Annotated in this window: 25 protein-coding genes and 1 tRNA gene; 11 read left to right on the plus strand and 15 right to left on the minus strand. The window is 56.0% G+C overall.

From position 1 onward, the window contains the following. Positions 1 to 126 precede the first annotated feature (126 nt). The 4 genes from recX to hscB form a co-directional block, all read right to left on the minus strand. A complete protein-coding gene (gene recX, locus CKV94_RS08130; RefSeq protein ID WP_003822196.1) occupies positions 127 to 588 on the minus strand; it encodes a recombination regulator RecX in 462 nt (153 codons plus the stop codon). Further along, positions 575 to 1,273 (minus strand): phosphoglycolate phosphatase, encoded by a 699-nt coding sequence (locus tag CKV94_RS08135; RefSeq protein WP_003822195.1) that lies wholly within the window; start codon positions 1,271 to 1,273, stop codon positions 575 to 577. Before CKV94_RS08135 ends, recX begins: the two co-directional genes overlap by 14 nt. A 98-nt stretch (positions 1,274 to 1,371) precedes the next feature. Beyond that, positions 1,372 to 2,154: a BPSS1780 family membrane protein gene (locus CKV94_RS08140; protein ID WP_003822194.1), complete on the minus strand. Its 783-nt coding sequence runs from the start codon at positions 2,152 to 2,154 to the stop codon at positions 1,372 to 1,374. Positions 2,155 to 2,255: 101 nt separating this feature from the next. Beyond that, positions 2,256 to 2,756: a Fe-S protein assembly co-chaperone HscB gene (gene hscB / locus CKV94_RS08145; RefSeq protein ID WP_003822193.1), complete on the minus strand. Its 501-nt coding sequence runs from the start codon at positions 2,754 to 2,756 to the stop codon at positions 2,256 to 2,258. Positions 2,757 to 2,956: 200 nt separating this feature from the next. On the opposite strand from hscB, the gene prmA reads away from it, so the two are divergent. The 5 genes from prmA to CKV94_RS08170 all read left to right on the plus strand — a co-directional run bounded on the left by prmA (position 2,957) and on the right by CKV94_RS08170 (position 6,937). Next, the gene (gene prmA / locus CKV94_RS08150; RefSeq protein WP_003822192.1) at positions 2,957 to 3,850 is read left to right on the plus strand and encodes a 50S ribosomal protein L11 methyltransferase; all 894 of its coding nucleotides are present in this window, start codon (positions 2,957 to 2,959) and stop codon (positions 3,848 to 3,850) included. Between the two features lie 250 nt (positions 3,851 to 4,100). Next, positions 4,101 to 4,916: an MJ0042-type zinc finger domain-containing protein gene (locus CKV94_RS08155; RefSeq protein ID WP_003822189.1), complete on the plus strand. Its 816-nt coding sequence runs from the start codon at positions 4,101 to 4,103 to the stop codon at positions 4,914 to 4,916. A 122-nt stretch (positions 4,917 to 5,038) separates the two neighbouring features. Then, on the plus strand, positions 5,039 to 5,587 hold the full coding sequence (locus tag CKV94_RS08160) for a DUF924 family protein (RefSeq protein WP_035579830.1): 549 nt from the start codon (positions 5,039 to 5,041) through the stop codon (positions 5,585 to 5,587). Between the two features lie 104 nt (positions 5,588 to 5,691). Further along, positions 5,692 to 6,372, plus strand: coding sequence for an IS1595 family transposase (locus CKV94_RS08165; protein WP_095114610.1), 681 nt, complete (start codon positions 5,692 to 5,694; stop codon positions 6,370 to 6,372). A 148-nt stretch (positions 6,373 to 6,520) separates the two neighbouring features. Then, positions 6,521 to 6,937, plus strand: a complete 417-nt coding sequence (locus CKV94_RS08170) for a hypothetical protein (RefSeq protein WP_157727255.1) — start codon at positions 6,521 to 6,523, stop codon at positions 6,935 to 6,937. A 76-nt stretch (positions 6,938 to 7,013) separates the two neighbouring features. On the opposite strand, the gene CKV94_RS08175 is transcribed toward CKV94_RS08170, so the two are convergent. Next, complete coding sequence (locus tag CKV94_RS08175) at positions 7,014 to 7,811, minus strand: c-type cytochrome (RefSeq protein ID WP_035579823.1); 798 nt, start codon at positions 7,809 to 7,811, stop codon at positions 7,014 to 7,016. A gap of 281 nt (positions 7,812 to 8,092) precedes the next feature. On the opposite strand from CKV94_RS08175, the gene CKV94_RS08180 reads away from it, so the two are divergent. Continuing rightward, positions 8,093 to 8,169 (plus strand) — tRNA-Arg (locus tag CKV94_RS08180). 146 nt (positions 8,170 to 8,315) lie between these two features. Here the strand turns inward: CKV94_RS08180 and CKV94_RS08185 are convergent. The 6 genes from CKV94_RS08185 to CKV94_RS08210 form a co-directional block, all read right to left on the minus strand. Continuing rightward, the gene (locus CKV94_RS08185) at positions 8,316 to 8,975 is read right to left on the minus strand and encodes a protein-L-isoaspartate O-methyltransferase family protein (RefSeq protein ID WP_003822184.1); all 660 of its coding nucleotides are present in this window, start codon (positions 8,973 to 8,975) and stop codon (positions 8,316 to 8,318) included. Between the two features lie 138 nt (positions 8,976 to 9,113). Next, positions 9,114 to 11,396 carry an NADP-dependent malic enzyme gene (locus CKV94_RS08190; protein ID WP_003822183.1) on the minus strand — a complete coding sequence of 761 codons (2,283 nt, stop codon included), beginning with the start codon at positions 11,394 to 11,396 and terminating at the stop codon, positions 9,114 to 9,116. Between the two features lie 167 nt (positions 11,397 to 11,563). Then, positions 11,564 to 12,157 (minus strand): FixH family protein, encoded by a 594-nt coding sequence (locus tag CKV94_RS08195; RefSeq protein WP_050754429.1) that lies wholly within the window; start codon positions 12,155 to 12,157, stop codon positions 11,564 to 11,566. Between the two features lie 4 nt (positions 12,158 to 12,161). Further along, positions 12,162 to 13,595 (minus strand): cytochrome c oxidase accessory protein CcoG, encoded by a 1,434-nt coding sequence (ccoG, locus tag CKV94_RS08200; protein WP_003822180.1) that lies wholly within the window; start codon positions 13,593 to 13,595, stop codon positions 12,162 to 12,164. A gap of 584 nt (positions 13,596 to 14,179) precedes the next feature. Continuing rightward, the gene (gene ribBA / locus CKV94_RS08205) at positions 14,180 to 15,538 is read right to left on the minus strand and encodes a bifunctional 3,4-dihydroxy-2-butanone-4-phosphate synthase/GTP cyclohydrolase II (RefSeq protein WP_003822176.1); all 1,359 of its coding nucleotides are present in this window, start codon (positions 15,536 to 15,538) and stop codon (positions 14,180 to 14,182) included. Positions 15,539 to 15,553: 15 nt separating this feature from the next. After that, positions 15,554 to 15,940: a VOC family protein gene (locus CKV94_RS08210; RefSeq protein ID WP_003822174.1), complete on the minus strand. Its 387-nt coding sequence runs from the start codon at positions 15,938 to 15,940 to the stop codon at positions 15,554 to 15,556. A 209-nt stretch (positions 15,941 to 16,149) separates the two neighbouring features. Here CKV94_RS08210 and CKV94_RS08215 point away from each other — a divergent pair, with 209 nt between their 5' ends. From CKV94_RS08215 to CKV94_RS08225, 3 genes are all read left to right on the plus strand, one after another. After that, a complete protein-coding gene (locus CKV94_RS08215; protein ID WP_003822173.1) occupies positions 16,150 to 17,535 on the plus strand; it encodes an FAD-binding oxidoreductase in 1,386 nt (461 codons plus the stop codon). A 94-nt stretch (positions 17,536 to 17,629) separates the two neighbouring features. Then, positions 17,630 to 17,905, plus strand: coding sequence for a hypothetical protein (locus tag CKV94_RS08220; protein ID WP_003822172.1), 276 nt, complete (start codon positions 17,630 to 17,632; stop codon positions 17,903 to 17,905). Positions 17,906 to 18,122: 217 nt separating this feature from the next. After that, positions 18,123 to 18,542, plus strand: coding sequence for a hypothetical protein (locus tag CKV94_RS08225; protein ID WP_003822170.1), 420 nt, complete (start codon positions 18,123 to 18,125; stop codon positions 18,540 to 18,542). 179 nt (positions 18,543 to 18,721) lie between these two features. Here the strand turns inward: CKV94_RS08225 and CKV94_RS08230 are convergent, their stop codons facing one another. The 4 genes from CKV94_RS08230 to tsaD form a co-directional block, all read right to left on the minus strand. After that, positions 18,722 to 19,450 (minus strand): amino acid ABC transporter ATP-binding protein, encoded by a 729-nt coding sequence (locus CKV94_RS08230; RefSeq protein ID WP_003822169.1) that lies wholly within the window; start codon positions 19,448 to 19,450, stop codon positions 18,722 to 18,724. 62 nt (positions 19,451 to 19,512) lie between these two features. Then, positions 19,513 to 20,292 carry a 16S rRNA (adenine(1518)-N(6)/adenine(1519)-N(6))-dimethyltransferase RsmA gene (gene rsmA, locus CKV94_RS08235; RefSeq protein WP_035579819.1) on the minus strand — a complete coding sequence of 260 codons (780 nt, stop codon included), beginning with the start codon at positions 20,290 to 20,292 and terminating at the stop codon, positions 19,513 to 19,515. Between the two features lie 543 nt (positions 20,293 to 20,835). Beyond that, complete coding sequence (locus tag CKV94_RS08240) at positions 20,836 to 21,813, minus strand: bile acid:sodium symporter family protein (protein WP_003822162.1); 978 nt, start codon at positions 21,811 to 21,813, stop codon at positions 20,836 to 20,838. 493 nt (positions 21,814 to 22,306) lie between these two features. After that, complete coding sequence (gene tsaD, locus CKV94_RS08250; RefSeq protein ID WP_035579816.1) at positions 22,307 to 23,353, minus strand: tRNA (adenosine(37)-N6)-threonylcarbamoyltransferase complex transferase subunit TsaD; 1,047 nt, start codon at positions 23,351 to 23,353, stop codon at positions 22,307 to 22,309. A 590-nt stretch (positions 23,354 to 23,943) separates the two neighbouring features. On the opposite strand from tsaD, the gene CKV94_RS11200 reads away from it, so the two are divergent. Next, the gene (locus CKV94_RS11200) at positions 23,944 to 24,228 is read left to right on the plus strand and encodes a hypothetical protein (RefSeq protein ID WP_003822159.1); all 285 of its coding nucleotides are present in this window, start codon (positions 23,944 to 23,946) and stop codon (positions 24,226 to 24,228) included. A 240-nt stretch (positions 24,229 to 24,468) separates the two neighbouring features. Then, positions 24,469 to 25,122: an IS1595 family transposase gene (locus CKV94_RS08255; protein ID WP_095114612.1), complete on the plus strand. Its 654-nt coding sequence runs from the start codon at positions 24,469 to 24,471 to the stop codon at positions 25,120 to 25,122. Positions 25,123 to 25,148 lie beyond the last annotated feature (26 nt).

Consider the following 25,148-nt stretch of genomic DNA (forward strand, 5'->3'; position numbering starts at 1 on the left):
CAGTCAGCAGGCGTTCCTGCCTGTTTGCGTGGGCTATGGCACAGCAGACTAAGGGGACGCCGCCGTGGGAGGGGTGCTGGGACTACCTGAAAATGCCGAACGGGTGTTTTCAGGTAGCCTTTCTGTTTATTCATCCCACTCTTCTTCGTCCTGCCAGGCCTTATCCAGTGCGTGGCGGATGGTGTCGTGGTCGAAGCCGCGGTAGGCGAGGAAGCGGGCGGCGCGTTGCTGTGCGGCGAAGTCGGCGGGGGGCTGTTTGAACTTTTTACGCAGCACGGCGCAGGCGGTGGCGCGTTCGCTGTCGTGCCCGGGCAGGGCGGCTTCGATGAGCTCGCTGTCCAGCTTTTGCTGTTGCAGGCCTTGGGCAAGGCGCAGGCGGCCGTAGCGGCTGCCTTTGCTGTATACGTAGCTTTCGGCATAGCGCCGGTCGGATTGCCAGTTGCGGTCGGCAAACTCTTGCAGCAAAGCGTCGATTTCGGCGGGGTCTTCGGCGTAGGGCGCGAGTTTGCGCCGCAGTTCGGCCTGCGACATTTCCCGACGCGACAACAAATCTAAGGCGCGGCTGCGCAGGGATTTAACGGCGGTCATCGGGGCGCAGGCGGTCGTAGATTTCGGGCAGGGTGCTGACGATCCAATCCGCGCGGGTGGCGGGATTTTCAGCTAGTTTGTCCATATCGGCATAGCCGTAGCGCACGCCGATGGCAAAACAGCCGGCGGCTTTGGCGGCCAGGATGTCGTTGCGCGAATCGCCCACCATCGCCATGTTTTCCGGCTTCACGCCCAATACTTCGGCGGCGTGCAGCAGCGGCGCGGCATCGGGTTTGCGCTGCGGCAGGGTGTCGCCGCCCACCACAAGGCTGAACAGGTCGGCCAGGCCTAGGCGGCGCAGCAGCTCGGCGGCCCAGGCTTCGCGTTTGTTGGTTACCACGGCCAGCGGGATACCGAGGGTTTTCAGGAGCTGGAGGCCGGTTTGCACTTCGGGGTAGATGTAGGTGTGGCGGTCGAGGTGTTCGGAATAATGTTGGGCGAACACGGCGAAGGCGTGCTGCCACACTTCGTTAGGGGCTTGGCCGTCCGGGTCGGCAGTGAGGGCGCGGTGTACGAGTTTGCCCACGCCGTCGCCCACATAGGACATCATCAGTTTTTCGTCGAGCAGGGGTAGGTTTTCGCTGCGGCGGGCTTCGTTGGCGGCAGCGGCGAGGTCGGCAAGGGAATCGACTAAGGTGCCGTCTAAATCAAAGGCGGCGGCGCGGATTTCGGGGCGGGTGTTCATGGAGTAGCCTCGGAGGTGTGATAAACAATGGTAGCGGATTTTAGCATGAGGCAGATAATAAGAAGGCTACCTGAAAGTTTCAGGTAGCCTTTTGGCTGTTATTTGAAGAATAGATCGCGATACACGGCATAAGGTACCAGCATCAGCAAGGGCATCACCACCAGCAGGCCGAGGAATATGGGAATCATGCCAACAATAAACAGCAGGCCCATCATCAAACTACAGAATACCGCACCGCCGATATTACGGCTGAAACCTTGCCAGCTCAGCAGTATGGCACGCTTGGGTGGTTCGTTTTCCAAGATAATCAAGGCTGGGGCGAGGAAGGTAAAGGCAGAATAAACTATGCCCAGTATAAGAAACAGTGCCATCACGGAAAGGCCGGCAGACATCATCTGTGCTTCATCTAGATCCAGATTGGCAGCACTGCTCACATCACCTACTTGTCCGACGAACAAGATGATTGCAGCAAGGTTGCTAATTAAAGCCACTACCGCGCCGATTGCGCCGATTATCGCCAGCGATTTGGTGTTTTCCTGAAAGCCGATAAAAATCTGGCCGAATTCAAAATCGCCTTCTTCTTCCAATTGTTTGGCAATAAAGGCAAAGCCGGCTATTTCAAATATGGAGATGGCCGCCTGCAGCAGGCCGCCGATATACGGAATCATGCCCAAGCCGATATTGATGGCGCCAAACAACAGCGCGGCGCCAATAAGTTTGCCCGGGCGCAGTTTGAACAAACGCCAGGCAGCGCCAATCCACTCTTTAGCATTACCAGCAGGCAAAGCCTGCGGCTCGGCCAAATAGTTGCCGTGGCGGGTGGAATCCGGTTCGCCGTTGGTGCGCGGCGGGGCATATCGGTTGAATTGTTGATTATCCATTATGGTTTCCCTGGTTGGTTGGAAGAGTAGGCGGTAGGCTACCTGAAAAAATTAGATGGCAAAATATTGTGGTTTTGGGGTTTCAGGTAGCCTTTTCAGGCTTACAACGCAGCGCGGATTTCCTGTCGGATTTTATCGAGGAAACGGCCTTGCGGCACGAGTTCGGCGGCTTGGGCGTAGTCTGCCTGCCGAAAGGCAGTACTGAGTTTGGTCAGCAGCCGAGCCTCTTCGGCAGCCACTTGGCTATCCAGTGCGGCAAGCCGTTCGGCGGAGTTTGCAGCGCGGGCGGCGGCCAGCTCTTCACGCCATTCCATTTGCTGCATCAGAAACTCGGGGTCGAAAGCGGTGCGCTCTTCGGAATCGGCCTGGATGCCTTGCGCCTGCAGCAGCAAAACGGCGCGTTCCAGCGGCCGGCTGAGGCAGCGGTAGGCTTCGTTGACGGCGGCGGCCATCATCACGGCCTGTTTCTGCTCGAAGGCGGAAGCGGTGGCGGTTTTGTCGGGATGGAAACGGGCGGCCAGTTGGCGGTAGGTTTGTTCCAGCGCGGCGGGGTCGAGGTCGAACTGCGCGGGCAGGTTGAAAAGTTGGAATTCGCGGGGCATGTGTGTGCTTTCAGGTAGCCTTTTCTAAAGATGGAATTGTATAGGCAAACGCCAAGATGAGGCTACCTGAAAACGGCGGCGGGCGGTTTTGGCGAAGCTTGCCGCACCCGCTTTCAGGTAGCCCGCAAGCGCCGCGGCTGGCGGAAGGGCGGCGGCTTGCTATACAATACGCGCCCTTACCGTTTGAAAGAAATGCGATTATGCCCTACCAACAAGCCAGTATTCCGATTGGTGCCGACCGTGCCGAGCAGTTTTCCGATGCTTTAATGGCCGCCGGCGCATTGTCGGCCGCGATTGAAGATGCCTATGCCGGCACAGACGAAGAACAGGCTATTTTCGGCGAGCCGGGCGAAGAAAACGGCCAAATTTGGCAGCGCAGCTTGGTGATTGCCTTGTTTGACGATCAATGCAACGTAGCTGCCGCCGTGGCGGCCGCGGCCAAGGAATGCCGGTTGGAAGTGCCGCCCTACCGCATCGAGCAGCTGCCGGAGCAGGATTGGGTACGCCTGACACAATCGCAGTTTGACCCCATCCGCATTTCCGGGCGGCTGTGGATTGTGCCCACCTGGCACGATATTGCCGACCAATCGGCCGTCAACCTGCGGCTCGACCCCGGCTTGGCTTTCGGCACAGGCAGCCACCCCACCACCCGGTTGTGCCTGCAGTGGCTCGATGAAAATATCCAAGCTGCCGACCGCGTGCTCGACTACGGCTGCGGCTCCGGCATTTTGGCTATTGCCGCGCTCAAACTTGGCGCTGCCGTCGCCGACGGCGTGGATATCGATGAGCAGGCCATTGTTGCCAGCCGCAGCAATGCCGAGCAAAACGAAGCTGCCGCCCGTTTTTTCCTGCCCGACGACTTACCGGAAGCGGAATACGATGTGGTGGTGGCCAATATTCTGGCTAATCCGCTGCGCCTGTTGGGCGGTATGCTGGCCTCACGCACCAAGGCGGGCGGGCGGATTGTGCTTTCCGGTATTTTGGAAGAGCAGGCCGAAGAGCTAAACGGCATCTATAGCGAATGGTTCGATATGCAGCCGCCGGTTGCCGAAGGCGGCTGGGTGCGTTTAGTGGGTGTGCGCAAAGTCGGATAACCTGCCGGTAGTGCCATAGAGCCGTTTCGAATGGGAGTGAAACCGGGCAAGCCAAGGCCGCGTATCCTTCTTTTTTGGAACGGCTAAATTCATGGCAAATGGTTTGGCGAGAGTGAACCGCCAGCATAAATCCCCTGCAAAATATACAAAAAACCGACAGTTAGCCGCTAAAAGGCTAACTGAAAATGGTAAAAGCGCATTAATTTTCTTAAAATAGCGGCCGAAACATCAGTATTTGGATTGCCGACACATGAAAACCGTCAAACTCAGTTGCCCCCGCTGCCAAGCGGAGAATCATTATGCCGTAGCCGATTTGCAGGCAGCCAACGGGCGGGTGCAGTGCAGCCAGTGCCGGCATGCCTTCACGTTAACGCGCAAGCCAAAAGCCCAGAGTGCGCCCGCTGCCAAAGCCGAGATTCTGCAGGAAGACGTGATTCACGCCAAAATGCCCCTGCACGAGAAACTTGCCCGCCTCAAACAACAATCTGCCGCCTTGGCGGCAAAGCAGGCGGGGCAAGACGCCGACGAATCCCTGCACACCCAGAAAAAACCGCTGGCTGCCGAGCTGGACGAAATCGACAGCCGCCTGCGCCGCCAGCGCATGGCGCTGGATAACGACACCGGCCACGCCATGCCCTTCAAATTGGCTGAAGCCGATCGCACTGCCAACAGCACCGATGCCATCGAAGCCCTGCTGCAACGCTCTGCTGCCACCCCGCCGCCGCCCGCCGTGCTGCCCAGCATCGACACCCTGCTCAAAAGCGCGCAATCTGCCGCTGCCGGCCATGGGCAAACCCAAAACATCCACATCCAGGCCGAGAGCTTGGTGTTCAACTTAGTATCCGGCCGCGACCCCGGCGGCATCCAGCTGCCTGCCGCAGCCAAGCTGCCCGCCATTATCGAGCAGCCCGCCGACAACCTGCTCTCTGCGCCTTCTAGCCATCCGAGTGTTCCTGCATCTGCCGCTGCCGTACACAGCGAATTCAACTGGACGCTGGCTTCGCTGGCCGCACTCACAGTATTGATTATGCAGCTGTTTTATTATTTGCTGATTATGAAGCACTAAATCACAGCGCCGAATATGAGAAGGCTACCTGACAACTAGAAAAACTGGTTCTCAGGTAGCCTTTTATCATAGTGGAAGTAAGGGGTAAGTTAATTTACTCATACCATATGAAAGGAAACTCCATGAATGCCATCTGCCCCGATGACGTGTTAGATTTTTGGTTTAACCCGACCAATCAAGCATTTTGGTTTGCCAAAAACCCCGATTTCGATCAACAAATCCGCGAACGTTTCGCTGTGGTATGGTCGCAGGCCGCGCAATCCGAGCTAAACAGCTGGCGCAGCAATCTACGCGGGCGGCTGGCGGAAATCATCGTGCTCGACCAATTTTCGCGCAATCTGCACCGCAACAGCCCGCAGGCTTTCGCCCAAGACAATATGGCTGTGGTGCTGGCACAAGAAGCCGTGCGGGAACAAGGCTTTGCCGAAATGCAGTCGGAAGAGCGGCAGTTTATGTTGATGCCGCTCATGCATAGCGAAAGCCGCGCTATCCACCAGCAGGCAGTGGAGCTGTTTGCCCGCTATACCAATGAATACGTGCTGGATTTTGAGATCAAACATCGGGAAATCATTGAGCGTTTCGGCCGCTATCCGCACCGCAATGCGGTACTCGGGCGGCAGAGTACCGCCGAGGAGCTGGCATTTTTGCAAGAGCCGGGCTCATCGTTTTAAGTGCAGCTTCTGGTTCAGGGCAGGGAAAGGCTACCTGAAATCAGCAAAATTAAAAATAGGGGCTTAGGAAGCAAAATCACTCAATATAGTGATAAGCTTCTGAAATGAATTTAAAAAACAAGTACCAAAAGTTCAGTAAAATTACCGAGCCCAAATTTCGCCAGCTCCTGCGGCTGTTTGCTTTGGATTTGACTGCCTCCGATACCGAAAAACTGACGGGTGTCAGCATCAGAAGTGTCAATAACCTGTACCTGAAATTGCGCCGGCGTTTGGCTGACGAATGCGGGAGGCAGGCACCTTTATACGGCATTGTAGAATTGGACGAATCCTATTTTGGTGCCAAACGCATCAGAGGCAAACGCGGGCGCGGTGCGGGTGGGAAAACCATCGTTTTCGGCATTTTGAAACGCGGGGACAAGGTTTATACCGAGATTGTTCCCGATGCCTCCAAGGCAACGCTGCAAAAGGTCATTAGAGGTCGTGTCGGTATCGAGAGTGTCATCAATACCGACGGTTGGCGCGGTTATCAGGGATTGGTTGACATGGGTTTTGCCAAACATTTCAGGGTACATCATGGTGACAATGAGTTTGTCCGTGGTACGCGGCATATTAACGGTATTGAATCTTTTTGGAGTTACGCCAAGCATCGCTTGGTGCAATTTAACGGGGTGCCGAAACATACGTTTTACCTGCATTTAAAAGAAACCGAGTTCCGCTTCAATCACAGGCATGATGATTTATATAAAATACTGCTGAGAATGTTGCGGGAAAATCCTTTAAAATAAATTTTGCTTCCTAAGCCCCAAAAATATTGCCGGAAGGCAAGGAAGCTTGTTTTTCAGGTAGCCTGTTATTTAGGGTGGGTGTTAGACTGCTGGCAGTTTTTAGTTTTGCGGAGTATCCGCGGTTGATTGGGAGAAAATGATGAAAAAGATGATGTTGACAGCATTGTTGCTTACCGTTGGCGGCACGGCTCTGGCTCAGCAATATGGTTCGGCGCAGCAGATTCAGCGTTTACGCGGTGAAACCGTGCAACTGCTGAAAACGGCGCCACACGCATCCGACCGTGCGCTGATCGAGCAGTATAAGCTGCAAAATCTGGAAGGCAATATTTGGGAAGGGCTGTATGCGGAAGGCGACAGCCAACCGAGCACGGTGCCGAGCAGCTATTTCCTGTTTAACCGGCGTGGTTTGCAGGCCTACGTCGGCTGGGATAAGTTGGACGGCGTGCGCTGCCGGCCGTTGAACGGTTACCGCCAAGCGCAGTTGTGTACGGCGCCGCGTGCCGATCGACAGGCAGTGCGGGCATTCGAGCGACGGATGGCGGCGTTTTTGCAAGCGGCAGGATAGCTCGGCCGCTTGATTAATATGCGAAATAAAGGCTACCTGAAAATTTTCAGGTAGCCTTTATGATGGAAGGACAGGCTTACAGTTTGCCGCCGGATTGGTTGGCCATATACACCACGGCAGCTTCCACGTCGGCATCGCTCAGGTTGGCATCACCGCCGCGTGCGGGCATGGTTTTGAAGCCTTGGAGGGCGTGTTGCACCAAGGTGGCGCGGCCCTGTGCCAGGCGCGGTGCCCATTCATCGTTATGAGTGATTTTGGGCGAGTTGGGGAAGGCGGAGTTGGCAGCGTGGCAGGCAATGCAAAGTTTGTTGAACACGGCTTCGCCATTGGCTGCGGCAGATTGGCCGGCAGGGGCGGATGCACCAGAGGCGGCAGCATCGCCTTTTTGTACGGCGGGGGCAGTGAAGTTGCCACCGGATTGGTTGGTCATGTAGGCCACGGCGCGGGCAACCTCATCATCGGTGAGGGTGCTGTCGCCACCGCGTGCGGGCATTTGGCCTGCGCCGTTAAAGCCGTTGACGGCGTGGGCAACGAGCGTGTCGAAGCCTTTGGCGATGCGGGCGCTCCATTCGTCGTTATGGGTAACTTTGGGGGCGAAGGCAACGTTTTTATCGGCACCGTGGCATTGGATGCAAACTTTGTCGAACACTTGCTTGCCTTCGCGTTCGCCTACGGGCGTACCATCGCCCATGGTGAGGCGGCCGGTGGGCTGAATGCGGGTTTCCACAGCGCTGGGCTGCATATCGGAAACGTTACTGTAGTAGCCGGTGGTGGCAAGCTTAACCAGGAGGAAGAGGGTGATCAGCAAAACGAGCAGGCCGCCGATAAAGGTGATGGCGGCTGAGCCTTTGATGTTGTTAGCAGTGGTGTTCATGGTATGGGCTTTATGGTTTGTGGTCGTTATGGGCGCATGCGGCAGCATGCTTGTTTATTGGTGTGAAACCTTCGCATAATCAGATTATTGAAAGCTTCTTTGGGATTCACGTTCAATCCGGCTGATACAGGTTTGGTTTCGGTTTGTAAGATTGTGCGAAATTATACTGAATTCGCTTATAGCTTCCAATCGTAAAATTCTATTCTGTGCTGCTTTGCCGCCGGAAGGAGACAAAATTTTTTGCCTTTGTGCCGGTTTTGGGTTAATCTTACGCGCTTCTCGCACCCATAGCTCAGTTGGATAGAGTGTCAGTTTCCGAAGCTGAAGGTCACAGGTTCGATCCCTGTTGGGTGCGCCAGTTTTTAGGAAGGCAGCCGTTTGGCTGCTTTTTTGTTGCTTGGTCGTTTTAAAATGGCATGATACGGTGTTGATTCATCTTATTTTTATACCAGCTGACGACTATAAATTTCAGGTAGCCTTTCCAGTGAGGCTACCTGAAAATTTTTAGAAGCGGAATGATGAGGCTTTTTTCACGGCGGGGCCGCCGAGAGCGGGGGCAACGGTGTCGAACATCACGCTTTGTTCGTAGCTGGCTTCGCCGTTGCATTGCACGAGCAGGGCGCGCATTACGGGCTCTTGGCCGACGATTACGGCCATGCGGCCGCCGGCGATTAATTTATTTCGCAGGGTTTCCGGCATCACGGGGCAGGAGCCGCCCACGTAGATGGCGCTTACGGTGGCGATGGGCGGGTTTACCAGGCCGTCGCCGATGCGGTAGTCGATATTGGTGAGGCCAAGGCGGTCGAGCACGGCTTTGGCTTGTTGCTGCTGGGCTTCGTCGGTGTCGATGGTAATGACGCGGCCGGCGAGTTTAGCCAGCACGGCGGTGGCGTAGCCGGAGCCGGTGCCGATTTCGAGCACGGTGTCTTTTTTAGTAAGCTTCAGGCCTTGAATCAGTCGGGCAACCACTTTGGGTTCGAGCATGGCGCTGCCGTTGGGCAGGGGCAGGGAAAGATCGGCATAGGCGTAGGCTTGCTGTTCGGGGGCAACGAATTGTTCGCGCGGCACTTCGGCCAAGGCGTCGAGAACGTCGAAATCCAATACGCTCCAGGGGCGGATTTGCTGTTCGACCATGTTGAATCGGGCTTGTTCAAAGTAGTTCATTATTTTGCTCACAGCGGTGGGTATGTGTTTGAAGGCTGGATTATAAGCTAATTCGGTGTTTGTGGGCGGCAAATGTGCGGAGTAAAGAAAAGGCTACCTGAAAGTTCAGGTAGCCTTGATTTTTGCTGCTTCAGCTGTTTAGCCTTGGCGTTGTGCATCCACGGCGGCCAGTGCCACCATGTTTACCAAGCGGCGCACAGAGGCGAGCTGGTTGATAATGTGCACAGGCTTTTTCATGCCCAGCAGAATCGGACCCACGGTTACGCCGTCGGGGCTGGCGACGCGCAGCAGGTTGCAGCTGATGTTGGCGGCTTCCACATTGGGCATCACCAGGAGGTTGGCAGCGCCTTTCAGGGTGGAGTCGGGCATGCTTTGCTGGCGCAGGCTTTCCACCAAGGCGGCATCGCCCTGCATTTCGCCGTCGATTTCCAGCTGCGGGGCGGCTTGACGGATGAGTTCAAGCGCACGGCGCATTTTTTCGGCACTTTCAGCGGGCACAGAGCCGAAGTTGGAGTGCGACAACAGCGCGACCCTGGGCGTGATGCCGAAGCGTTGGATTTCTTCGGCACACATCAGCGTGCTTTGGGCAATCTGCTCGGCGGTCGGATTGGCGTTTACATAGGTATCGGCGATGAACAGGCTTTGGCCGCCGAAAATCAGCGCGTTCATGGCGCAGGCGGTGTGTTCGGGGTTGCTGTAGCCGACAACATTAGAAACAACATCCAAATGATGACGGAAGTGGCCGACTGTGCCGCACACCATGGCATCGGCGTGGCCTAAGTGCAGCATGAGCGCGCCGATGAGGGTGGGGTTGGCAATCACGTGGCGTTGCGCCAAATCGGGGCTGATGCCGTTGCGTTTTTGCAGGTTGTAGTAGGTTTGCCAGTATTCGCGGAAGCGGGGGTCGTTTTCGTTGTTGACGATTTCGAAATCGCTGCCGGGGCGGATGGTGAGCCCCATTTTTTGGATACGGGCTTCGATTACTGCCGGCCGGCCGATGAGAATCGGCGTGGCCAGTTTGGCAGACACAATCTGTTGGGTGGCGTGCAGTACACGCTCGTCTTCGCCTTCGGCCAACACCACGCGTTTGAGCGATTGGCGCGCTTGGGCAAAGATGGGTTTCATGAACAGGCCGGATTTATAAACAAACTCGTTCAGTTTTTCTTCGTAAGCGGCAAAATCGGCAATCGGGCGGGTGGCCACGCCGGAATCCATGGCGGCTTTGGCCACGGCGGGCGCCACGCGGGCAATCAGGCGCGGATCGAAGGGTTTGGGAATCAGGTATTCGGGGCCGAATTTCAGCTCGGCGCCGGTGTAGGCGGTAGCGACTTTGTCGTTTTGCTCGGCCATGGCCAAATCGGCAATGGCACGCACGGCAGCCAGCTTCATTTCTTCGTTGATGGTGGTGGCGCCCACATCGAGTGCGCCGCGGAAGATGAAGGGGAAGCAGAGAACGTTGTTCACCTGGTTGGGGAAGTCGGAACGGCCGGTGCCGATAATCACGTCGGGGCGGGCGGCTTTGGCTTCCGGCGGCCAAATTTCGGGCTGCGGGTTGGCCATGGCCAGCACGATGGGCGAAGCGGTCATTTGGTTGAGCATGTCGGTGCTCAATACATTGGGGCCGGAGAGGCCGAGGAAGATGTCGGCACCGGGCACGGCGTCGCCCAGTTTGCGCCAGCCTTGGTCTGCAATGGCGTAGCGCACTTTGCTTGCGTCCATGCGTTCGCGGTCTTCACGGGTTTGGTAAATCACGCCTTTGGAATCGCATACGGTGATGTTTTCGCGTTTCATGCCCAAAGCCACGAGCAAGTCGAGGCAGGCAATGGCAGCCGCACCGGCACCAGAGCATACCAAGCGCACTTGGCCGATGTCTTTGCCCACCAGGCGCAGGCCGTTGAGAACGGCGGCGGCGGTGATGATGGCCGTGCCGTGCTGGTCATCGTGGAATACCGGAATTTTGCAGCGTTCGCGCAGTTTTTTCTCAATGTAGAAACATTCGGGCGCTTTGATGTCTTCCAGGTTGATGCCGCCGAAAGTGGGCTCGAGCGAGGCGATGATGTCTACCAGTTTTTCGGGGTCGGTTTCATTGATTTCGATATCGAATACGTCGATACCGGCGAATTTTTTAAACAATACGCCTTTGCCTTCCATCACCGGTTTGCTGGCCTCGGCACCGATATTGCCCAAACCGAGCACGGCCGTGCCGTTGGAAACCACGGCCACCAGGTTGCCGCGTGCGGTGTATTTATAGGAATCCTGCGGATTGGCTTGGATTTCCAGGCAGGGAGCAGCCACACCCGGGGAATAGGCCAGCGACAGGTCGTGCTGGGTGGCCAGCGCCTTGGTAGGGGCTACCTGAATTTTGCCGGGCTGCGGATATTGGTGAAAATCGAGGGCGGCTTGTTTCAGCATATCGTCCATGGAATATAGTCCTTAATGATGGGTGGAAGAGTGAGGCTACCTGAAAGTGGAGGCATCAATAAAATGAAATCGTAATCTGCGCTGCTACGCCGAATAAAGCAACGATAGCCGCAGCGGTTCTTGCTTCATACAGATTGAGCTAGGCTTGCTAGAAGGTAAGAAGGGCTTTAGCTGGATTGCTCGGTTTTCGGCGGATTGGGCGCCACCGGCTGCGGCATCGGCACCAGGCTCAGGCTATTGCCGCGTTTGGGGTACCAAATGCCTTGCACACGCCATTTGCCGGTGCCGTCTTCCAGGCGCACATACCAATGGTCGGCAGGGCGCAGGGTTTGGAAGACAGCGGCATATTCTACCCGATTCGCTGCCGCTGCGGCACTACCTTGCTGCTGCATCTCGACGGTTTGGTCGTATTCGCTGCGGGCGGGGTGCAGCCACAGCAGTTTGATCGGCACATTGGGCTCAATATTGCCGCTGAGCAGGACTTTAGCGCGGTTGTTGTCGGGGCTGATGAGCAACTCGGCGCGGATTTGCCGACGTTCGGCTTCTTCATCACGCTCCATTTGCAGCGCGATGTTTTTGCCTTCGCGGTAGTAGTCGTCGGTAACCAACGAGGGATTGTTGCGGGTGGCGGCGAGGTGATAAGTATAGAAAGCGGCCACCACCACAATGGCCGGCCCGGCCATCAGCAGCCACGGCCAAGGATATTTGTACCACGGTTTAGCCGGGCTGCGGCCAGCGTGGGGCGGGGTGGGCGTGCTCATGCGCTTATTCTCCAGTGAAGGTGCTTTTGGTGGTGAAGGTTTCAGCTTCGTTCGGCTTTTCGGGGTCGGCGTAGCGGAAGGTGAAGACGATGGGGTTGCTGCCCGGCTCAGCATAATCGGGCAGCACGGCTACCTGAACAGGAATGGAGATACTGTCGCTGCCGTTGAGGCGCAGGCCGCCTTCGGGCAGGCCGGTGATTTTGATGTCTTCCAAGCCGGCCACCGAAGCAGTGAGGATTTTGGTGTGTTCGCTGGCATTGGTAATGCGCAGGTTGTAGGCGTTTTCTAGCCAGCCGTCTTGGTTTTGACGCACCATTACGCCCCGGTCTTTGATGATGTCGATGTGCACATCCTGGCGCAGCAGAAGACCGACCACCAAACCCACGGCCACTGCGGCCAACACCGCTCCGTAGCCCAACACGCGCGGGCGCAACATACGGCGTGGGATTTTGTTTTCCGGATAGTCTTTTTCCAACGCGCCTTCGGTGGTGTAGCGGATGAGGCCGCGCGGATAGCCCATTTTGTCCATCACCTCATCGCACACATCAATGCAGGCGGCACAGCCGATACATTCGTATTGCAGGCCGTTGCGGATGTCGATGCCCACCGGGCACACCTGCACACACAGGGTGCAGTTGATGCAGTCACCCAAATCGGAGTCTTCGCGCTGCACATTTTTCTTGCGTGCCCCGCGCGGCTCGCCGCGTGCCGGGTCGTAGGAAATAATCAGCGTATCGCGGTCGAACATGGCGCTTTGGAAGCGGGCGTAGGGGCACATGTATTTGCACACCTGTTCGCGCATGATGTGGGCAAACAGCCAAGTGGCTCCGCCATACAGCGTGGCGGCAATCAGCGCTGCGCCGGAAATGGCCGCCCAATTGAAGGTGAATATGTGCGTTACCAGCGCGCGGATGGGGCTGAACCAGCCGGCGAAGGTAATGCCCGTCCAAGCGCACACCAAGAAAATCAGCAGGTATTTGGTGGCCTTGATGCGGATTTTGGTGAAGTTCCACGGTGATTTATCGAGCTTGAGCCGCTTGTTGCGGTCGCCTTCCACTAAGTGGTCGATCCACAGCATGATTTCGGTATAGACCGTTTGCGGACAGGCATAGCCGCACCACAAGCGCCCGGCGATGGTGGTCCACCAAAACAGGCCGAAGGCCGAGAGAAGCAGCAGGCCGGTGAGGTAGATTAAATCATTGGGCACTAAAGTAAAGGCGAAGATGTGGAAGCGGCGGCCGGGAATGTCGAACCACACTGCCTGACGACCGTGCAGGTTGAACCAAGGGGTAACATAAAACACGAATTGCGTGGCCAGAATCGCCCACAGGCGCAGGTTGGCAAAACGGCCTTTGGCCAGCTTGGGATGAATACGTTTCGCGCCCTGATACAGGGAAATCACCTGTTCTTTGGGTGGTTGGGCTGCGGGTTGTGCCATGAGGGTGTTCCTTTGGATTGTTCTAAAATTGTTATTGTTTATTAGTTGTTTAGCTGTTAATTGGTGTGGTAGGCAGGTTATCGGCAGAGCTTCGGATAACTTGTGGGATTATACGCCGTGGCTGAAACCCTTGTCAGCCCGCTTGGCGGCTGTCGTTTGGGCTTGATAGATAAAGGCAATGGCCGCGAATGAGAGGCTACCTGAAAGTGCGAAATTAGGTTTTCAGGTAGCCTTTATTTTAAGTTTCTCGGTTGAGGGCTATTGGACATAAATGCCTGATCTACGGTTTACAGTAATGGGGAGGGTTTTGTATGAGCGAGAGATTGCCATCTTGCTACGGGCTGATGATGTGCCGATCACCATATAAATTGGCGGGTAAGCAAAGGCTACCTGAAAGTTTTAGCTTCGCAGGAACTTGGCTGCGCTGCGTTTTAGCTTCGCAGAAACTCACTAGCGTTCGTTTTAGCTTCGCAGAAACTCACTAGCGTTCGTTTTAGCTTCGCAGAAACTCACTTCGTTCGTTTTAGCTTCGCAGAAACTCACTTCGTTCGTTTTCAGGTAGCCTTTATTGGCAGCAATCGCTTTTATTCCATGCTCTCAAACCCTGTTACTTCCAGCCCGAAGCCGGTGAGGCCGGTGAGGGAGGAGGGCTGGCCGAGTACGCGCATTTTTTTCACGTGGAGGTTGGCGAGGATTTGCGCGCCGATGCCGTAGGTTTTGCTGTCCCACTGGCGGGTTTGGCTTTTGCCTTTGGGCAGGGTGCGGTCGAGTAGGGCGGCGCCGTCTTCGGTGCGGTGCAGCAGGATGGCTACGCCGTGTTCGGCGGCTTGGATGCGCTCGAGGGCTCGCGGCAGCGGCCAGGAGTGGCGGGGGTTGGTTTGCAGGAAATCCATGGCGCTGAAGGGCTCGTGTACGCGCACGAGGGTTTCGGTGTCGGGCTGCGGGCTGCCTTTCACTAAGGCGAGGTGGGTTTCGCCGGAGAGTTTGTCTACATAAACGTGCTGGCGGAAGTCGCCCCAGGGTGTATGGATGGGGCTGCTGCCCATTTCTTCAAGCAGGGTTTCGGTGCGGCTGCGGTATTCGATGAGGTCGGTGATGGTGCCGATTTTGAGGCCGTGCTGCCGGGCGAATTCGGTGAGTTCGGGCATGCGCGCCATGGTGCCGTCGTCATTGATGATTTCGCAGATAACGGCGGCGGGGATGAGGCCGCACATTTGGGCTAAATCGACGCCGGCTTCGGTGTGGCCGGCGCGCACCAATACGCCGCCTTTTTGGGCGCGCAGGGGGAAGATGTGGCCGGGCTGGACGATGTCTTCCGGCCGGGCGGCGGGGGAAACGGCGGTTTGGATGGTCAGCGCGCGGTCGGCGGCGGAAATTCCGGTGGAAATGCCGTGGGCGGCTTCGATGGATACGGTGAAGTTGGTGCCGTATTGCGCGCCGTTGTGTTGGGTCATGAGGGGGAGTTTGAGTTTGTCCACCAGCTCTTCGGCCATGGGTAGGCACACGAGGCCGCGGGCGTGTTTGATCATGAAGTTGATGGCTTCGGGGGTAACGAATTGGGCGGCCATGAGCAGGTCGCCTTCGTTTTCGCGGTCTTCGGCATCGGTGATGATGACCATTTTACCAGCTTTGAGGTCGGCCAGGATTTCGGGGATGGTGGAAATGGGGGTGGACATGGGACGGGTATTCCTGTGGGTGGGTTGCGGGGCGGATGCGGGTGAACTGTGGTCGGTGTCGAGCCACAGCGCGGGCATGCCGGCGCTGTGTTCGATTTTGCGGGCTTTGCGCTCGCCGAAAGGCTTGTTTTTCAACAGGGCGGAGAGTTCGCCCTGGTTGATGCCGGTGGCAGAGACGAAATCAATCTGCCGGCCTTGGTGCAGGCGGTTAATCCATTCGCGCAGGTTGCGGCGGCGCAGTTCGGTAATATTGATGGGGCTGGGCATGGGCTACCTGAAATTTTAAGCGGGCGAATGCAGGCCGATGCGGTTGCCTTCGCTGTCTTCGATAAAGGCGGCAAAACCGTTGGCAATGGGAAATTTGGCGGTGAGTAGTTTGCCGCCGGCCGCTTCGGCGGCACGGGCTGTTTCGGTGCAGTCGGCGCAGTTGAAAAACACGGTGATGCCGCCGTGGCCGGAGGGTTGTGCAGCGGGGTCGTGCCAGAGCATGCCGCCGATGCCATATTGTTCCCAGGCGGGGGTGAACAGATACATTTGGCGTTGCGGATCTTTGCCGGGCACTTCTTGCAGAGGCAGGCCGAACACGGTTTCGTAGAAGCGGGCGGCACGTGCTAAGTCTTGCGCATTGAGGGCAAACCAGCTTACGGGATTTTGCAGGGTATTGTTCATATAGCGATTCCTAGTGGTGTGGGTAGTAAACTCGGGCAACTATACGGCGCTTGGTTGGAAAAGTAAAGTTAGATTGGGGGGATGAAAAATTACTTTTAAGCAATATTCGATATTCGGTTTTCAGGTAGCCTGCCGGCGGCTGAAGGCTACCTGAAACCCCCGTCTTGCCGCTACAATACCGTCCATTCCAATCTTTCAGGTAGCCTCAAATGAACCCCGCCCATATTCCGCAAGCCCTGCGCGCCTTGCTCAGCGAACGCGAAATCATTGCCGACCCCGCCCCGCTGCTCGCCGACCGGCGCGGCCGCTACATTGGCCAGGCGGCAGCCGCCGTGATGCCCGACAGCGTGGAAAACGTGCAGAAGTTGGTGCGCTGGTGTGCCGAACACCGCGTGCCGATTACCCCGCAGGGCGGCAACACCGGCCTGTGCGGCGCGGCCGTGCCAAACGGCGGCATTTTGCTCAATCTCTCGCGGCTCAACCGCATCCGCAGCCTCAGCCTGGCCGACAACGCCATCACCGTAGAAGCTGGCGCAATTCTGCAAAACGTGCAAGAAGCCGCGGCCCAAGCCGGGCGGTTGTTTCCGCTCAGCCTGGCCAGCGAAGGCTCCTGCCAAATCGGCGGCAACATCGCCTGCAACGCCGGCGGGCTGAACGTGGTGCGTTACGGCACCACGCGTGATTTGGTGCTCGGGCTGGAAGTGGTGCTGCCCGACGGCAGCCTGCTCTCCCATCTCGCCCCGCTGCACAAAAACACCACCGGCTACGACATCCGCCAGCTCTTTATCGGCAGCGAAGGCACGCTCGGCATCATCACCGCCGCCACGCTTAAGCTCTTCTCCCCGCCGCAAACCACCGCTACCGCCTGGGTTGGCTTAGACAGCATTGAAGAAGCCGTGCGCCTGCTTACCCACATCCAAGGCCGTTTTGCCGAGCGGCTGTGCAGCTTCGAGCTGGTGAGCCGCCCCGCGCTTGCCCTCTCCGCCGCCTACAGCCATCTCAGCCCGCCGATTGATGCCGAGTGGCACATCTTGCTCGAATTGAACGACAGCCTGCCACGCCCCGAATTGGCCGACGATTTGGCCGGATTCTTGTTTGAACACGGCTGGGAAAACGCCGTGCTGGCGCAGTCGGAGGGCGAACGCGCCGAATTGTGGCGGCTGCGCGAAGACATCTCCGCCGCGCAAAAAGCGCTCGGTGCCAGCATCAAACACGACATCGCCGTACCCATTGCCCGCGTGGCCGAATTGGTGGCCAACGCCTCCGCCGCGCTCAAGCAGGCCTATGAGGGCATCGAAATCATCGTATTCGGCCACCTTGGCGACGGCAGCCTGCATTTCAACACCTTCCTGCCGCATATCCGAAGTAACCAGGCCTACGAATACGAAGACGGCATCAACCGCATCGTCTACCAACACACCCTGGCCTGCCAGGGCACGATTGCCGCCGAACACGGCATCGGCCAAGTGAAAAACCACTGGCTGCCCAGTGTGCGCAGCCCCGTGGAAATCGAGCTGATGCGTGCCATTAAGAAACAGCTCGACCCGCATAACCTGTTTAATCCCGGCAAACTGTTCCCGCCGCAGGCTACCTGAAAACTGCAGCAAGCCATATCTTTTATAAACAATCCGGTAGCCGCCCATAAGGCTACCTGAAAACCGCTAACTAACAACACAAGGAAACCCAATCATGAACCAAGCCTTCAAAATCCGCTGCCCGCTGCCGCATTGCACCGGCTGGGTAACCCAGCTCGACCACGAAGACGGCTCGCTGTTTATGTGCGACGACTGCGGCCAAGTGTGGGAAACCAAAGCCGAGCTCGATGCCGCGATTGCCGCCATCATCGAGCGCTTCCCCTACCGCGCCGCCGTGTACCGCCAAACCGCCGAAGGCTTCGCCGCCGTACCCGAAGCCGAAGAACCGGCAGATTACGAAACACAGGTGAACCAAGAGCCGTGGGCTTAAAGTAGCACGTTTCCCGTTGCCGTTTGAATACAGAAAAGGCTACCTGAAAGCGTGAGCTTCAACGCAGTTAAAACGAACGAAGTGAGTTTCTGCGAAGCTAAAACGAGCGAAGGAAGTTTCGCTAAAACGCAGCACCGCGAAGTTTCCACCCAGCCGGGAGCTTCAGGTAGCCTCACGCCCGCAGCGGCATCCATCTTCCATCGGTGGAGTAGCAGCTATGTATCCGTTAAAACTGAAAACCGAAATTTACCAAGCCATTGCAGCATTTTTAGATGCCTACAAGCGGCAAGACACCCAAACCTTGGCCGAGCAATTTGATATTCACGGCGGGTTTTTGGAAGAAATTGATGAAATGCTGGATTTCATTGAAGACAAAACCAAGCTACGTCTTTTTCCCCTGGAGGAGATGGATAAGTTTGAATGCGGCAGCACCGGCCTGAGCATCTTCGGCGATTTGAGCGATGATGAAGAGGAGGAAGAGGATAAGGAAGCGGAGCCGGAAAGCGAAGAAGAATCCGTGGGCGTGGAAGCCAATCTGTATGAAGAGGGCGAGGCGCAACACATCGGCTATATCGTGGGCGAATATTATTTAAACGGCCAAGAGCCGGCCTTTATATTCCAATATTTCAGCGTGTAGCCCAACGCAAAAAAGGCTACCTGAAAATCCGCCCAGCGGTTTTCAGGTAGCCTTTTTATAGTGAATTAACAAAAATCAGGACAAGGCGACGAGCCGCAGACAGTACAAATAGTACGGCAAGGCGAGGCAACGCTGTACTGGTTTAAATTTAATTCACTATAACTTTTCAAATTAGGTAATTAAGCCTTCATCACCTGTTTCAAAAACTGCTTCGCCCGCTCGCTGCTCGGGTTGGTGAAGAACACTTCCGGCGTGTCCACTTCCACGATTTTGCCCTGATCCACAAAGATAATCCGGTCGGCCACTTCGCGGGCGAAGCCCATTTCGTGGGTCACGCACATCATGGTCATGCCGCTTTCGGCCAAGTCTTTCATCACTTTGAGCACTTCGCCTACCATTTCCGGATCGAGCGCGGAGGTGGGCTCGTCAAACAGCATCACTTGCGGCTCCATGGCCAGGCCGCGGGCGATGGCCACGCGCTGCTGCTGGCCGCCGGAAAGCTCGCCGGGCATGGCGTCTTTTTTGTGCGCCAGGCCCACGCGCTCCAAGAGTTGCAGCGCTTTTTCTTCGGCCTGGGCACGGCTTTGTTTTTTCACTTTTATCGGCGAGAGCACGATGTTTTCCAGCACGCTCAAATGCGGATAAAGGTTGAAATGCTGGAACACGAAGCCCACTTCGGCACGGATTTTGTTCAGGTCGGTGGCGGGGCTGGCCACGTCTACGCCGTCCACCCAAATTTCGCCGCTTTGGATTTGCTCGAGCTGGTTTACGGTGCGGATGAGGGTGGATTTGCCGCTGCCGGAGGGGCCGCACACCACCACTACTTCGCCTTTTTTCACTTCGAGGTTGATGTCGCTCAGAACGTGCAGTTCTTTAAACCATTTGTTTACGTTTTTAAATTTAATCATTTTCTATTTCCGGAACGGCTGGGTTGTCGGTTGGAACAATCGGCGCGGGGCGGGATTGTGTTTTAGCTGGCCTTTTGGGCTAACAGGTTGGCCAAGGCTACATATTTTTCGGGTGCGATATGTTCGGCGCGTTCTTGCGGGCTGATGCCGGCAGCCTGCAAATCATTGTCGTCGGCCAGACCTTTGAGGTTGTTGCGGATGGTTTTGCGGCGCTGGTGGAAGGCTTGTTTCACCAGGGCGGCGAATTGCTCGAAATCCTGCGCCTGCCCGATGCGGTATTTGGCCGGAATCAGCCGCACCACGGCGGAATCGACTTTGGGTGCGGGGGAAAAGGCCTCGGGCGGTACGTCGAGCAGTTTTTCCATTTCAAAGAAGTATTGCAGCATCACGCTCAAGCGGCCGAAATCGTTGCTGCCGGGCTCGGCCACCATGCGTTCCACCACTTCTTTTTGCAGCATGAAGTGCATGTCTTCCACTTCGTCGGCATAGCGGCTGAGGTGGAACAGCAGCGGGGTGGAGATGTTGTAGGGCAGGTTGCCGACGATTTTTTTGCGCCCGGGCACGCTGGAGAAATCGAATTGCAATACATCGCCTTCGTGGATAACGAGTTTACCGGCATAGGGCCGGGTTTTCAGGTAGCCTATGATGTCGCGGTCGATTTCGCACACATGCAGGCAATCGAGCTTGGCGGCCAGGGGCTCGGTAATCGCGCCGAGGCCGGGGCCGATTTCCACTACGGTATCGGCGGGCTGCGGCCGCACGGCCTGGACGATATCGGCAATGATGCGGGAATCTTGCAGAAAGTTCTGCCCGAAGCGTTTGCGGGCGGTGTGTTGGGTCATAGCGGTGAGCCGGGCGGCAGTTGGCGGGAAAAGTGCGGATTGTATCAGATTCGGCGGTGTGCTTGGGCGCTCTACAAAAAGGCTTCTCTCAAAACCTTAATCGCATAATGCTTTGTGTTCATATGGTATAAGCAGTGTTTCTTGCGGCTTACCAAATTTCAGGTAGCCTTTTCCATTTATGTCCTGTTCGCCTTTGCGCTTTATGCCGGTGCAGGCACTTCCTTTTCTTTGCTTCGCCAAAGAAAAGGAAGCAAAAGAAAGGCGACTGCGGGCACAGGTTTAGCTTCGCTAAACTTCCCTCACTCTGCACAGTTTTTCGGGCGGGCTCGCAACTTGCGGCTACGCCGCTTCGGGCATGCAAGCCCTTGTTCCCCGAAAAACTGTGCTCAGTTCGGCTGTGCCAGCAGAGGGGGATAGACCCAACCGTTTGCATATAAGTTGTTAAGAAGCCTGATTGATAACGAGGGAGTGAGTTAGATGTGGAGAGCCAAAAGGCTACCTGAAAATTTCAGGTAGCCTTTTGCTGTAATCAGCCGGAGTGGCTTACTTGGCAGCGGTATTTTCTTTTTGCGCGGCCTGTGCCTGTTTTTCGGCCTTGGTGGCCCAATAGGAGGCAAGGAGGGAGCCGGAAATGTTGTGCCACACGCTGAAGATGGCGCTGGGCACGGCCACTAGCGGCATCATGGCGAAGTGGGCTTTGGCCAGTGCCGCGCCGAGGCCGGAGTTTTGCATGCCCACTTCGATGGCGAGGGTTTTTTGCGCGTCGTAGGGCAGGCCGAAGAGTTTGGCGGCGAGGAAGCCTAAGGCATAGCCGATGGCGTTGTGCAGCACCACTACGCCGAAAATCAATAGGCCGGTTTCGATAATCTGCGCGCGGCTGCCGGCCACCACGGCGCCGATAATCAGCACGATGGCAAGCACGGAAATCAGCGGCAGCACATCGATGGCGGCGGCGGTTTGCTTACGGAACAGGGTGTGCGCCACCACGCCCAGCACGATGGGCAGCAGCACCATTTGCAAAATGGATACCAGCATTGTGGTGGCGGAAACGTCGATCCATTGGTTGGCAAACAGGAAGAATACCGCCGGGGTGAGCAGGGGCGCGAGCAGGGTGCTGATGGAGGTAACGGCCACCGAGAGCGCCACATTGCCGCGTGCAAGAAAGGTCATCACGTTGGAGGCGGTGCCGCCGGGGCAGGCGCCCACCAACACCACGCCGATGGCCACTTCGGGCGGCAGATTAAGGGCGAGCGAGAGCAGGTAGGCAGTGGTAGGCATAATCACAAACTGCGCCACCACGCCGATGAGCACGGCTTTGGGGTGTTGGCCGAGGATTTTGAAGTCGGAGGGGGCAAGGGTGAGCCCCATGCCGAACATGATGATGCCCAAAAGCCAAGGGATGTAGGGAGCGATAAAGCTGGTGAAGAGGGAAGGCGCCAAGAAGCCGGCCATGGCAAATAGTGCTGCCCACAGGGCAAAAGTGTTGCCGATGAAGCGGCTGAATCTTTGTAAAGCTGTCATGATGGTTTTTTGCAATTTTTAACAGGAAGGGCGAAGGATACAAGAAAGCAGGGTTGCGGGACAAGGGGCGGGCTACCTGAAAAGTGTAAAGGCTGCATGCCATCGTCCGGCGCTGCCTCTATAGCAAATCAACTTAACTTAAAGATGTTATTTGGCGGAGTTGGATGGGTGAGCGTGAACAAACTGCTACTGATTGAGGTGCTGCGCACAACATTCCTTTTCGGCTACTGTGATAGTGGCACGTTGTTTTCCCATTCGGAAAGTCACAGTATTTGGCTGATATACGGCGAAATGTACACGGAGCTGGTGGCCGATAGTTTTGAATGGTTTATGGAAAAGTGGTGTTGGATAAGAAATGGGATTTCGATTAGCGGCTGTGCCGGATGGCGGTACATAAAGGGCTGTTCCAAAGGCTTGGAGCAGCCCTTAAATGTTTTTCAGGTAGTCTTTGCCGGATTGCATCAAGGCTACCTGAAAATAGGTATGCGAAGTTTTACCGCACGATTTCCGCTAGCGGCCAGCGCGGGCGCACATTGAAGCCGGTGGCGGGCTGCGCCTGTTGCAGGTGCATGGCGCCGGCGAAGGCAATCATGGCGCCATTGTCGGTACACAGCGGCAGCGGCGGGAAATAAGTGCATACGGCTTCGGGCTTGGCTTTGGGGTTGGGGCGTACTTGCAGCGTGGCGAGTTCGGCACGCAGTTTCCAGTTGGCACCCACGCCGCCGGCCACCACAAGGATACGGTAGCCGGTGTGCAGCAGGGCTTGGCGGGATTTGGCCAGCAGTACATCCACCACGGCGTCTTGGAACGCGCGGCAGATATCGTTGCGGATGGTGTCCGGCAGGCTGCCGCCATGTTCGGCACGCACGTTTTGCACAGCAGTGAGAACGGCGGTTTTGAGGCCGGAGAAGCTCATCTGCAAATCGCGCGAATGCAGCATGGGGCGGGGAAAGGTAAAGGCATCGGGACGGCCGAGCTTGGCCAATTCGGAAAGTTTTGCGCCGCCGGGGTAGGGCAGGCCGAGCAGTTTGGCGGTTTTATCGAAGGCTTCGCCGGCGGCGTCGTCCACGCTTTCGCCGAGCAGTTCGTAGTCGCCGATGCCGCGCACGGCCATGAATTGGGTGTGGCCGCCGGATACGAGCAGGGCAACGAAGGGAAAGTCGGGCTTCTCTTCGGCTAACAGAGGGGAGAGCAGGTGGCCTTCGAGGTGGTGTACGGGGATCACGGGTTTGCCCAGCGAAAAGGCGAGCGCGTTGGCATAGGCGCTGCCGGCCAGAAGTGCGCCGCCAAGGCCGGGGCCTTGGGTGTAGGCGACGGCATCGATGTCGGCGTAGTTTTTGCCGGCTTCGTGCAGGCAGGCTTGGGTGAGCGGCACGAGGCGGCGGATGTGGTCGCGGCTGGCCAGCTCGGGCACCACGCCGCCGTATTCGGCATGCATGGCCATTTGGGTATGCAGCTGGTTACCGATGAGGCCGTGTTCGGTGCTGTAGAGCGCCACGCCGGTTTCGTCGCAGGAGGATTCGATGCCGAGAACGAGCATGATAGAAGGCTACCTGAAAAATCAAAGGCTGTATTTTATCGCAAATCAAATTGGCTTTCGCTATGGCATTGGCTTGCTAGGGCAGTAAATGGTGGTATGTGCTTGGGTAGAGTGCGGGTTTCATGCGTATGGGCGGATTGACATACACCTCAGATGAAATATTGCGGGAAAATGTCGGCTAATGCAGGCGGGGATAGACCTTGTTGTTTTTTCGCACAGGTTAATTTTGGTTAATTGTGTGTAATTTGCAGATAGGGGGAAGGTATGGTAATGAGGCGGGAGAGAGTTGGTTTTAGCCAGTATTGGTATGAAAAATATATTATTTTTTCTGATTGGGGTAGAACACTATTCTTATCGGGGCGGCATTCGTTAATTAATAGTATTGTTTGCCCAGAGCATTAGATAAGAACGATTTTGGCGGCAGATGCTTGCGTGCGGTAAGTAGAGTAGGCAGTTTAATTGCCAGCTGCCACCAAACAGCGGATAATACGCGGCAATTCTTGATTGGAATTTATCTGTGAGACGGCTAGAGGTCTGCAGATAGGGAATTTTTTAAGTTATAACTTGAACTTTGTTAGAGGTAATTCGACATGAAAAAATCTTTATTGGCCGCTGCCCTGATGTCTTTGTTCTTGGCTGCTTGTGGTGGTTCTGCTCCGGCTCCTGCCGCTTCTGATGCTTCTGCCGCTTCCGCTGCTTCTGAAGCTGCTGCAATGGCTTCTGATGCTGCAGCTATGGCTTCTGATGCTGCAGCTATGACTTCTGATGCTGCAGCAATGGCTACTACTGCTGCTTCTGAGGCTACTGCTGCCGTTGAAGGTGCTGCTTCTCAAGCTACTGCTGCTGTTGAAGCTGCTGCCAGCGCTGCCAAATAATTTGGCGGTTTGAGACCAAGCAAAAGCCCCGCAAAAGCGGGGCTTTTTTTATGGCTAAAGCACTTCGATTCTTTCAATATTGGTGTGTCTTGCCACACTTATGTATTGCTTGTGGCTCATAGCTGTGCATGAATAAAGATGTACTTAGTTCTCATGGAGGGATTCTTGATGCTACTGGGTGTTCCACAGTGGTTTTATGAAGGGGCTGACGTAGATTAGCAGTCATGCTAGTCTACAAAAATGCAGATAACCAATTGTAAATTAAGCAAGAGAGTTCAAAAGAAACTACTTGAATTTTTTGTACTCCAAGTTACCGCCCGTTCCGCTGCCGATATTTTAGACATTCAGCCCAACTCCGCCATTCTGTTCTACCGCAAAATCCGTATGGTCATCAGCCATCATTTGGCCTTGGCTACCGATGAGGTTTTCGAGGGCCCCGTCGAGTTAGACGAAAGCTATTTCGGCGGACGGCGTAAAGGCAGACGTGGTCGCGGTGCTGCAGGAAAAGTGGTTGTCTTTGGCATTCTGAAACGCAACGGACGGGTCTATACTGTTGTGGTGGATAATGCCAAGTCTGAAACGTTACTCCCTGTCATCAAAAAGAAAATCATGCCGGACAGCATTGTTTATACCGATAGTCTGAGCAGCTACGACAAGTTGGACGTGAGCGGTTTCATCCATCACCGCATCAACCATTCCAAGGAATTTGCAGACCGCCAGAACCACATTAACGGCATTGAGAATTTTTGGAATCAGGCAAAACGCATCTTACGTAAATATAACGGAATCGATCGCAAATCCTTCCCGCTGTTCTTGAAAGAATGCGAATTTCGATTTAACTTCGGCACACCGTCCCAGCAGCTTAAAATCCTGCGGGAGTGGTGTGGAATTTAGGGCTAATCTACGTCAGCCCCTTTATG

This window comes from Eikenella corrodens (assembly GCF_900187105.1).
Classification (GTDB): Bacteria; Pseudomonadota; Gammaproteobacteria; order Burkholderiales; family Neisseriaceae; genus Eikenella; species Eikenella corrodens.

Excerpts from the sequence above, each read along its gene's own strand:
- tsaD (WP_035579816.1), bottom strand. The coding sequence starts at position 23,353 with ATGCTCGTTCTCGGCATCGAATCCTCCTGCGACGAAACCGGCGTGGCG.
- recX (WP_003822196.1), bottom strand. The coding sequence starts at position 588 with ATGACCGCCGTTAAATCCCTGCGCAGCCGCGCCTTAGATTTGTTGTCG.
- CKV94_RS08155 (WP_003822189.1), top strand. The coding sequence starts at position 4,101 with ATGAAAACCGTCAAACTCAGTTGCCCCCGCTGCCAAGCGGAGAATCAT.
- CKV94_RS08230 (WP_003822169.1), bottom strand. The coding sequence starts at position 19,450 with ATGATTAAATTTAAAAACGTAAACAAATGGTTTAAAGAACTGCACGTT.
- CKV94_RS08190 (WP_003822183.1), bottom strand. The coding sequence starts at position 11,396 with ATGGACGATATGCTGAAACAAGCCGCCCTCGATTTTCACCAATATCCG.
- ribBA (WP_003822176.1), bottom strand. The coding sequence starts at position 15,538 with ATGCCCAGCCCCATCAATATTACCGAACTGCGCCGCCGCAACCTGCGC.
- prmA (WP_003822192.1), top strand. The coding sequence starts at position 2,957 with ATGCCCTACCAACAAGCCAGTATTCCGATTGGTGCCGACCGTGCCGAG.
- CKV94_RS08170 (WP_157727255.1), top strand. The coding sequence starts at position 6,521 with ATGATGTTGACAGCATTGTTGCTTACCGTTGGCGGCACGGCTCTGGCT.
- CKV94_RS08215 (WP_003822173.1), top strand. The coding sequence starts at position 16,150 with ATGAACCCCGCCCATATTCCGCAAGCCCTGCGCGCCTTGCTCAGCGAA.
- CKV94_RS08225 (WP_003822170.1), top strand. The coding sequence starts at position 18,123 with ATGTATCCGTTAAAACTGAAAACCGAAATTTACCAAGCCATTGCAGCA.
- CKV94_RS08195 (WP_050754429.1), bottom strand. The coding sequence starts at position 12,157 with ATGAGCACGCCCACCCCGCCCCACGCTGGCCGCAGCCCGGCTAAACCG.
- CKV94_RS08140 (WP_003822194.1), bottom strand. The coding sequence starts at position 2,154 with ATGGATAATCAACAATTCAACCGATATGCCCCGCCGCGCACCAACGGC.
- CKV94_RS08165 (WP_095114610.1), top strand. The coding sequence starts at position 5,692 with ATGAATTTAAAAAACAAGTACCAAAAGTTCAGTAAAATTACCGAGCCC.
- CKV94_RS08175 (WP_035579823.1), bottom strand. The coding sequence starts at position 7,811 with ATGAACACCACTGCTAACAACATCAAAGGCTCAGCCGCCATCACCTTT.
- CKV94_RS08160 (WP_035579830.1), top strand. The coding sequence starts at position 5,039 with ATGAATGCCATCTGCCCCGATGACGTGTTAGATTTTTGGTTTAACCCG.
- CKV94_RS08255 (WP_095114612.1), top strand. The coding sequence starts at position 24,469 with ATGCAGATAACCAATTGTAAATTAAGCAAGAGAGTTCAAAAGAAACTA.
- CKV94_RS08185 (WP_003822184.1), bottom strand. The coding sequence starts at position 8,975 with ATGAACTACTTTGAACAAGCCCGATTCAACATGGTCGAACAGCAAATC.
- ccoG (WP_003822180.1), bottom strand. The coding sequence starts at position 13,595 with ATGGCACAACCCGCAGCCCAACCACCCAAAGAACAGGTGATTTCCCTG.
- hscB (WP_003822193.1), bottom strand. The coding sequence starts at position 2,756 with ATGCCCCGCGAATTCCAACTTTTCAACCTGCCCGCGCAGTTCGACCTC.
- CKV94_RS08210 (WP_003822174.1), bottom strand. The coding sequence starts at position 15,940 with ATGAACAATACCCTGCAAAATCCCGTAAGCTGGTTTGCCCTCAATGCG.
- CKV94_RS08240 (WP_003822162.1), bottom strand. The coding sequence starts at position 21,813 with ATGACAGCTTTACAAAGATTCAGCCGCTTCATCGGCAACACTTTTGCC.
- CKV94_RS08135 (WP_003822195.1), bottom strand. The coding sequence starts at position 1,273 with ATGAACACCCGCCCCGAAATCCGCGCCGCCGCCTTTGATTTAGACGGC.
- CKV94_RS11200 (WP_003822159.1), top strand. The coding sequence starts at position 23,944 with ATGAAAAAATCTTTATTGGCCGCTGCCCTGATGTCTTTGTTCTTGGCT.
- CKV94_RS08220 (WP_003822172.1), top strand. The coding sequence starts at position 17,630 with ATGAACCAAGCCTTCAAAATCCGCTGCCCGCTGCCGCATTGCACCGGC.
- rsmA (WP_035579819.1), bottom strand. The coding sequence starts at position 20,292 with ATGACCCAACACACCGCCCGCAAACGCTTCGGGCAGAACTTTCTGCAA.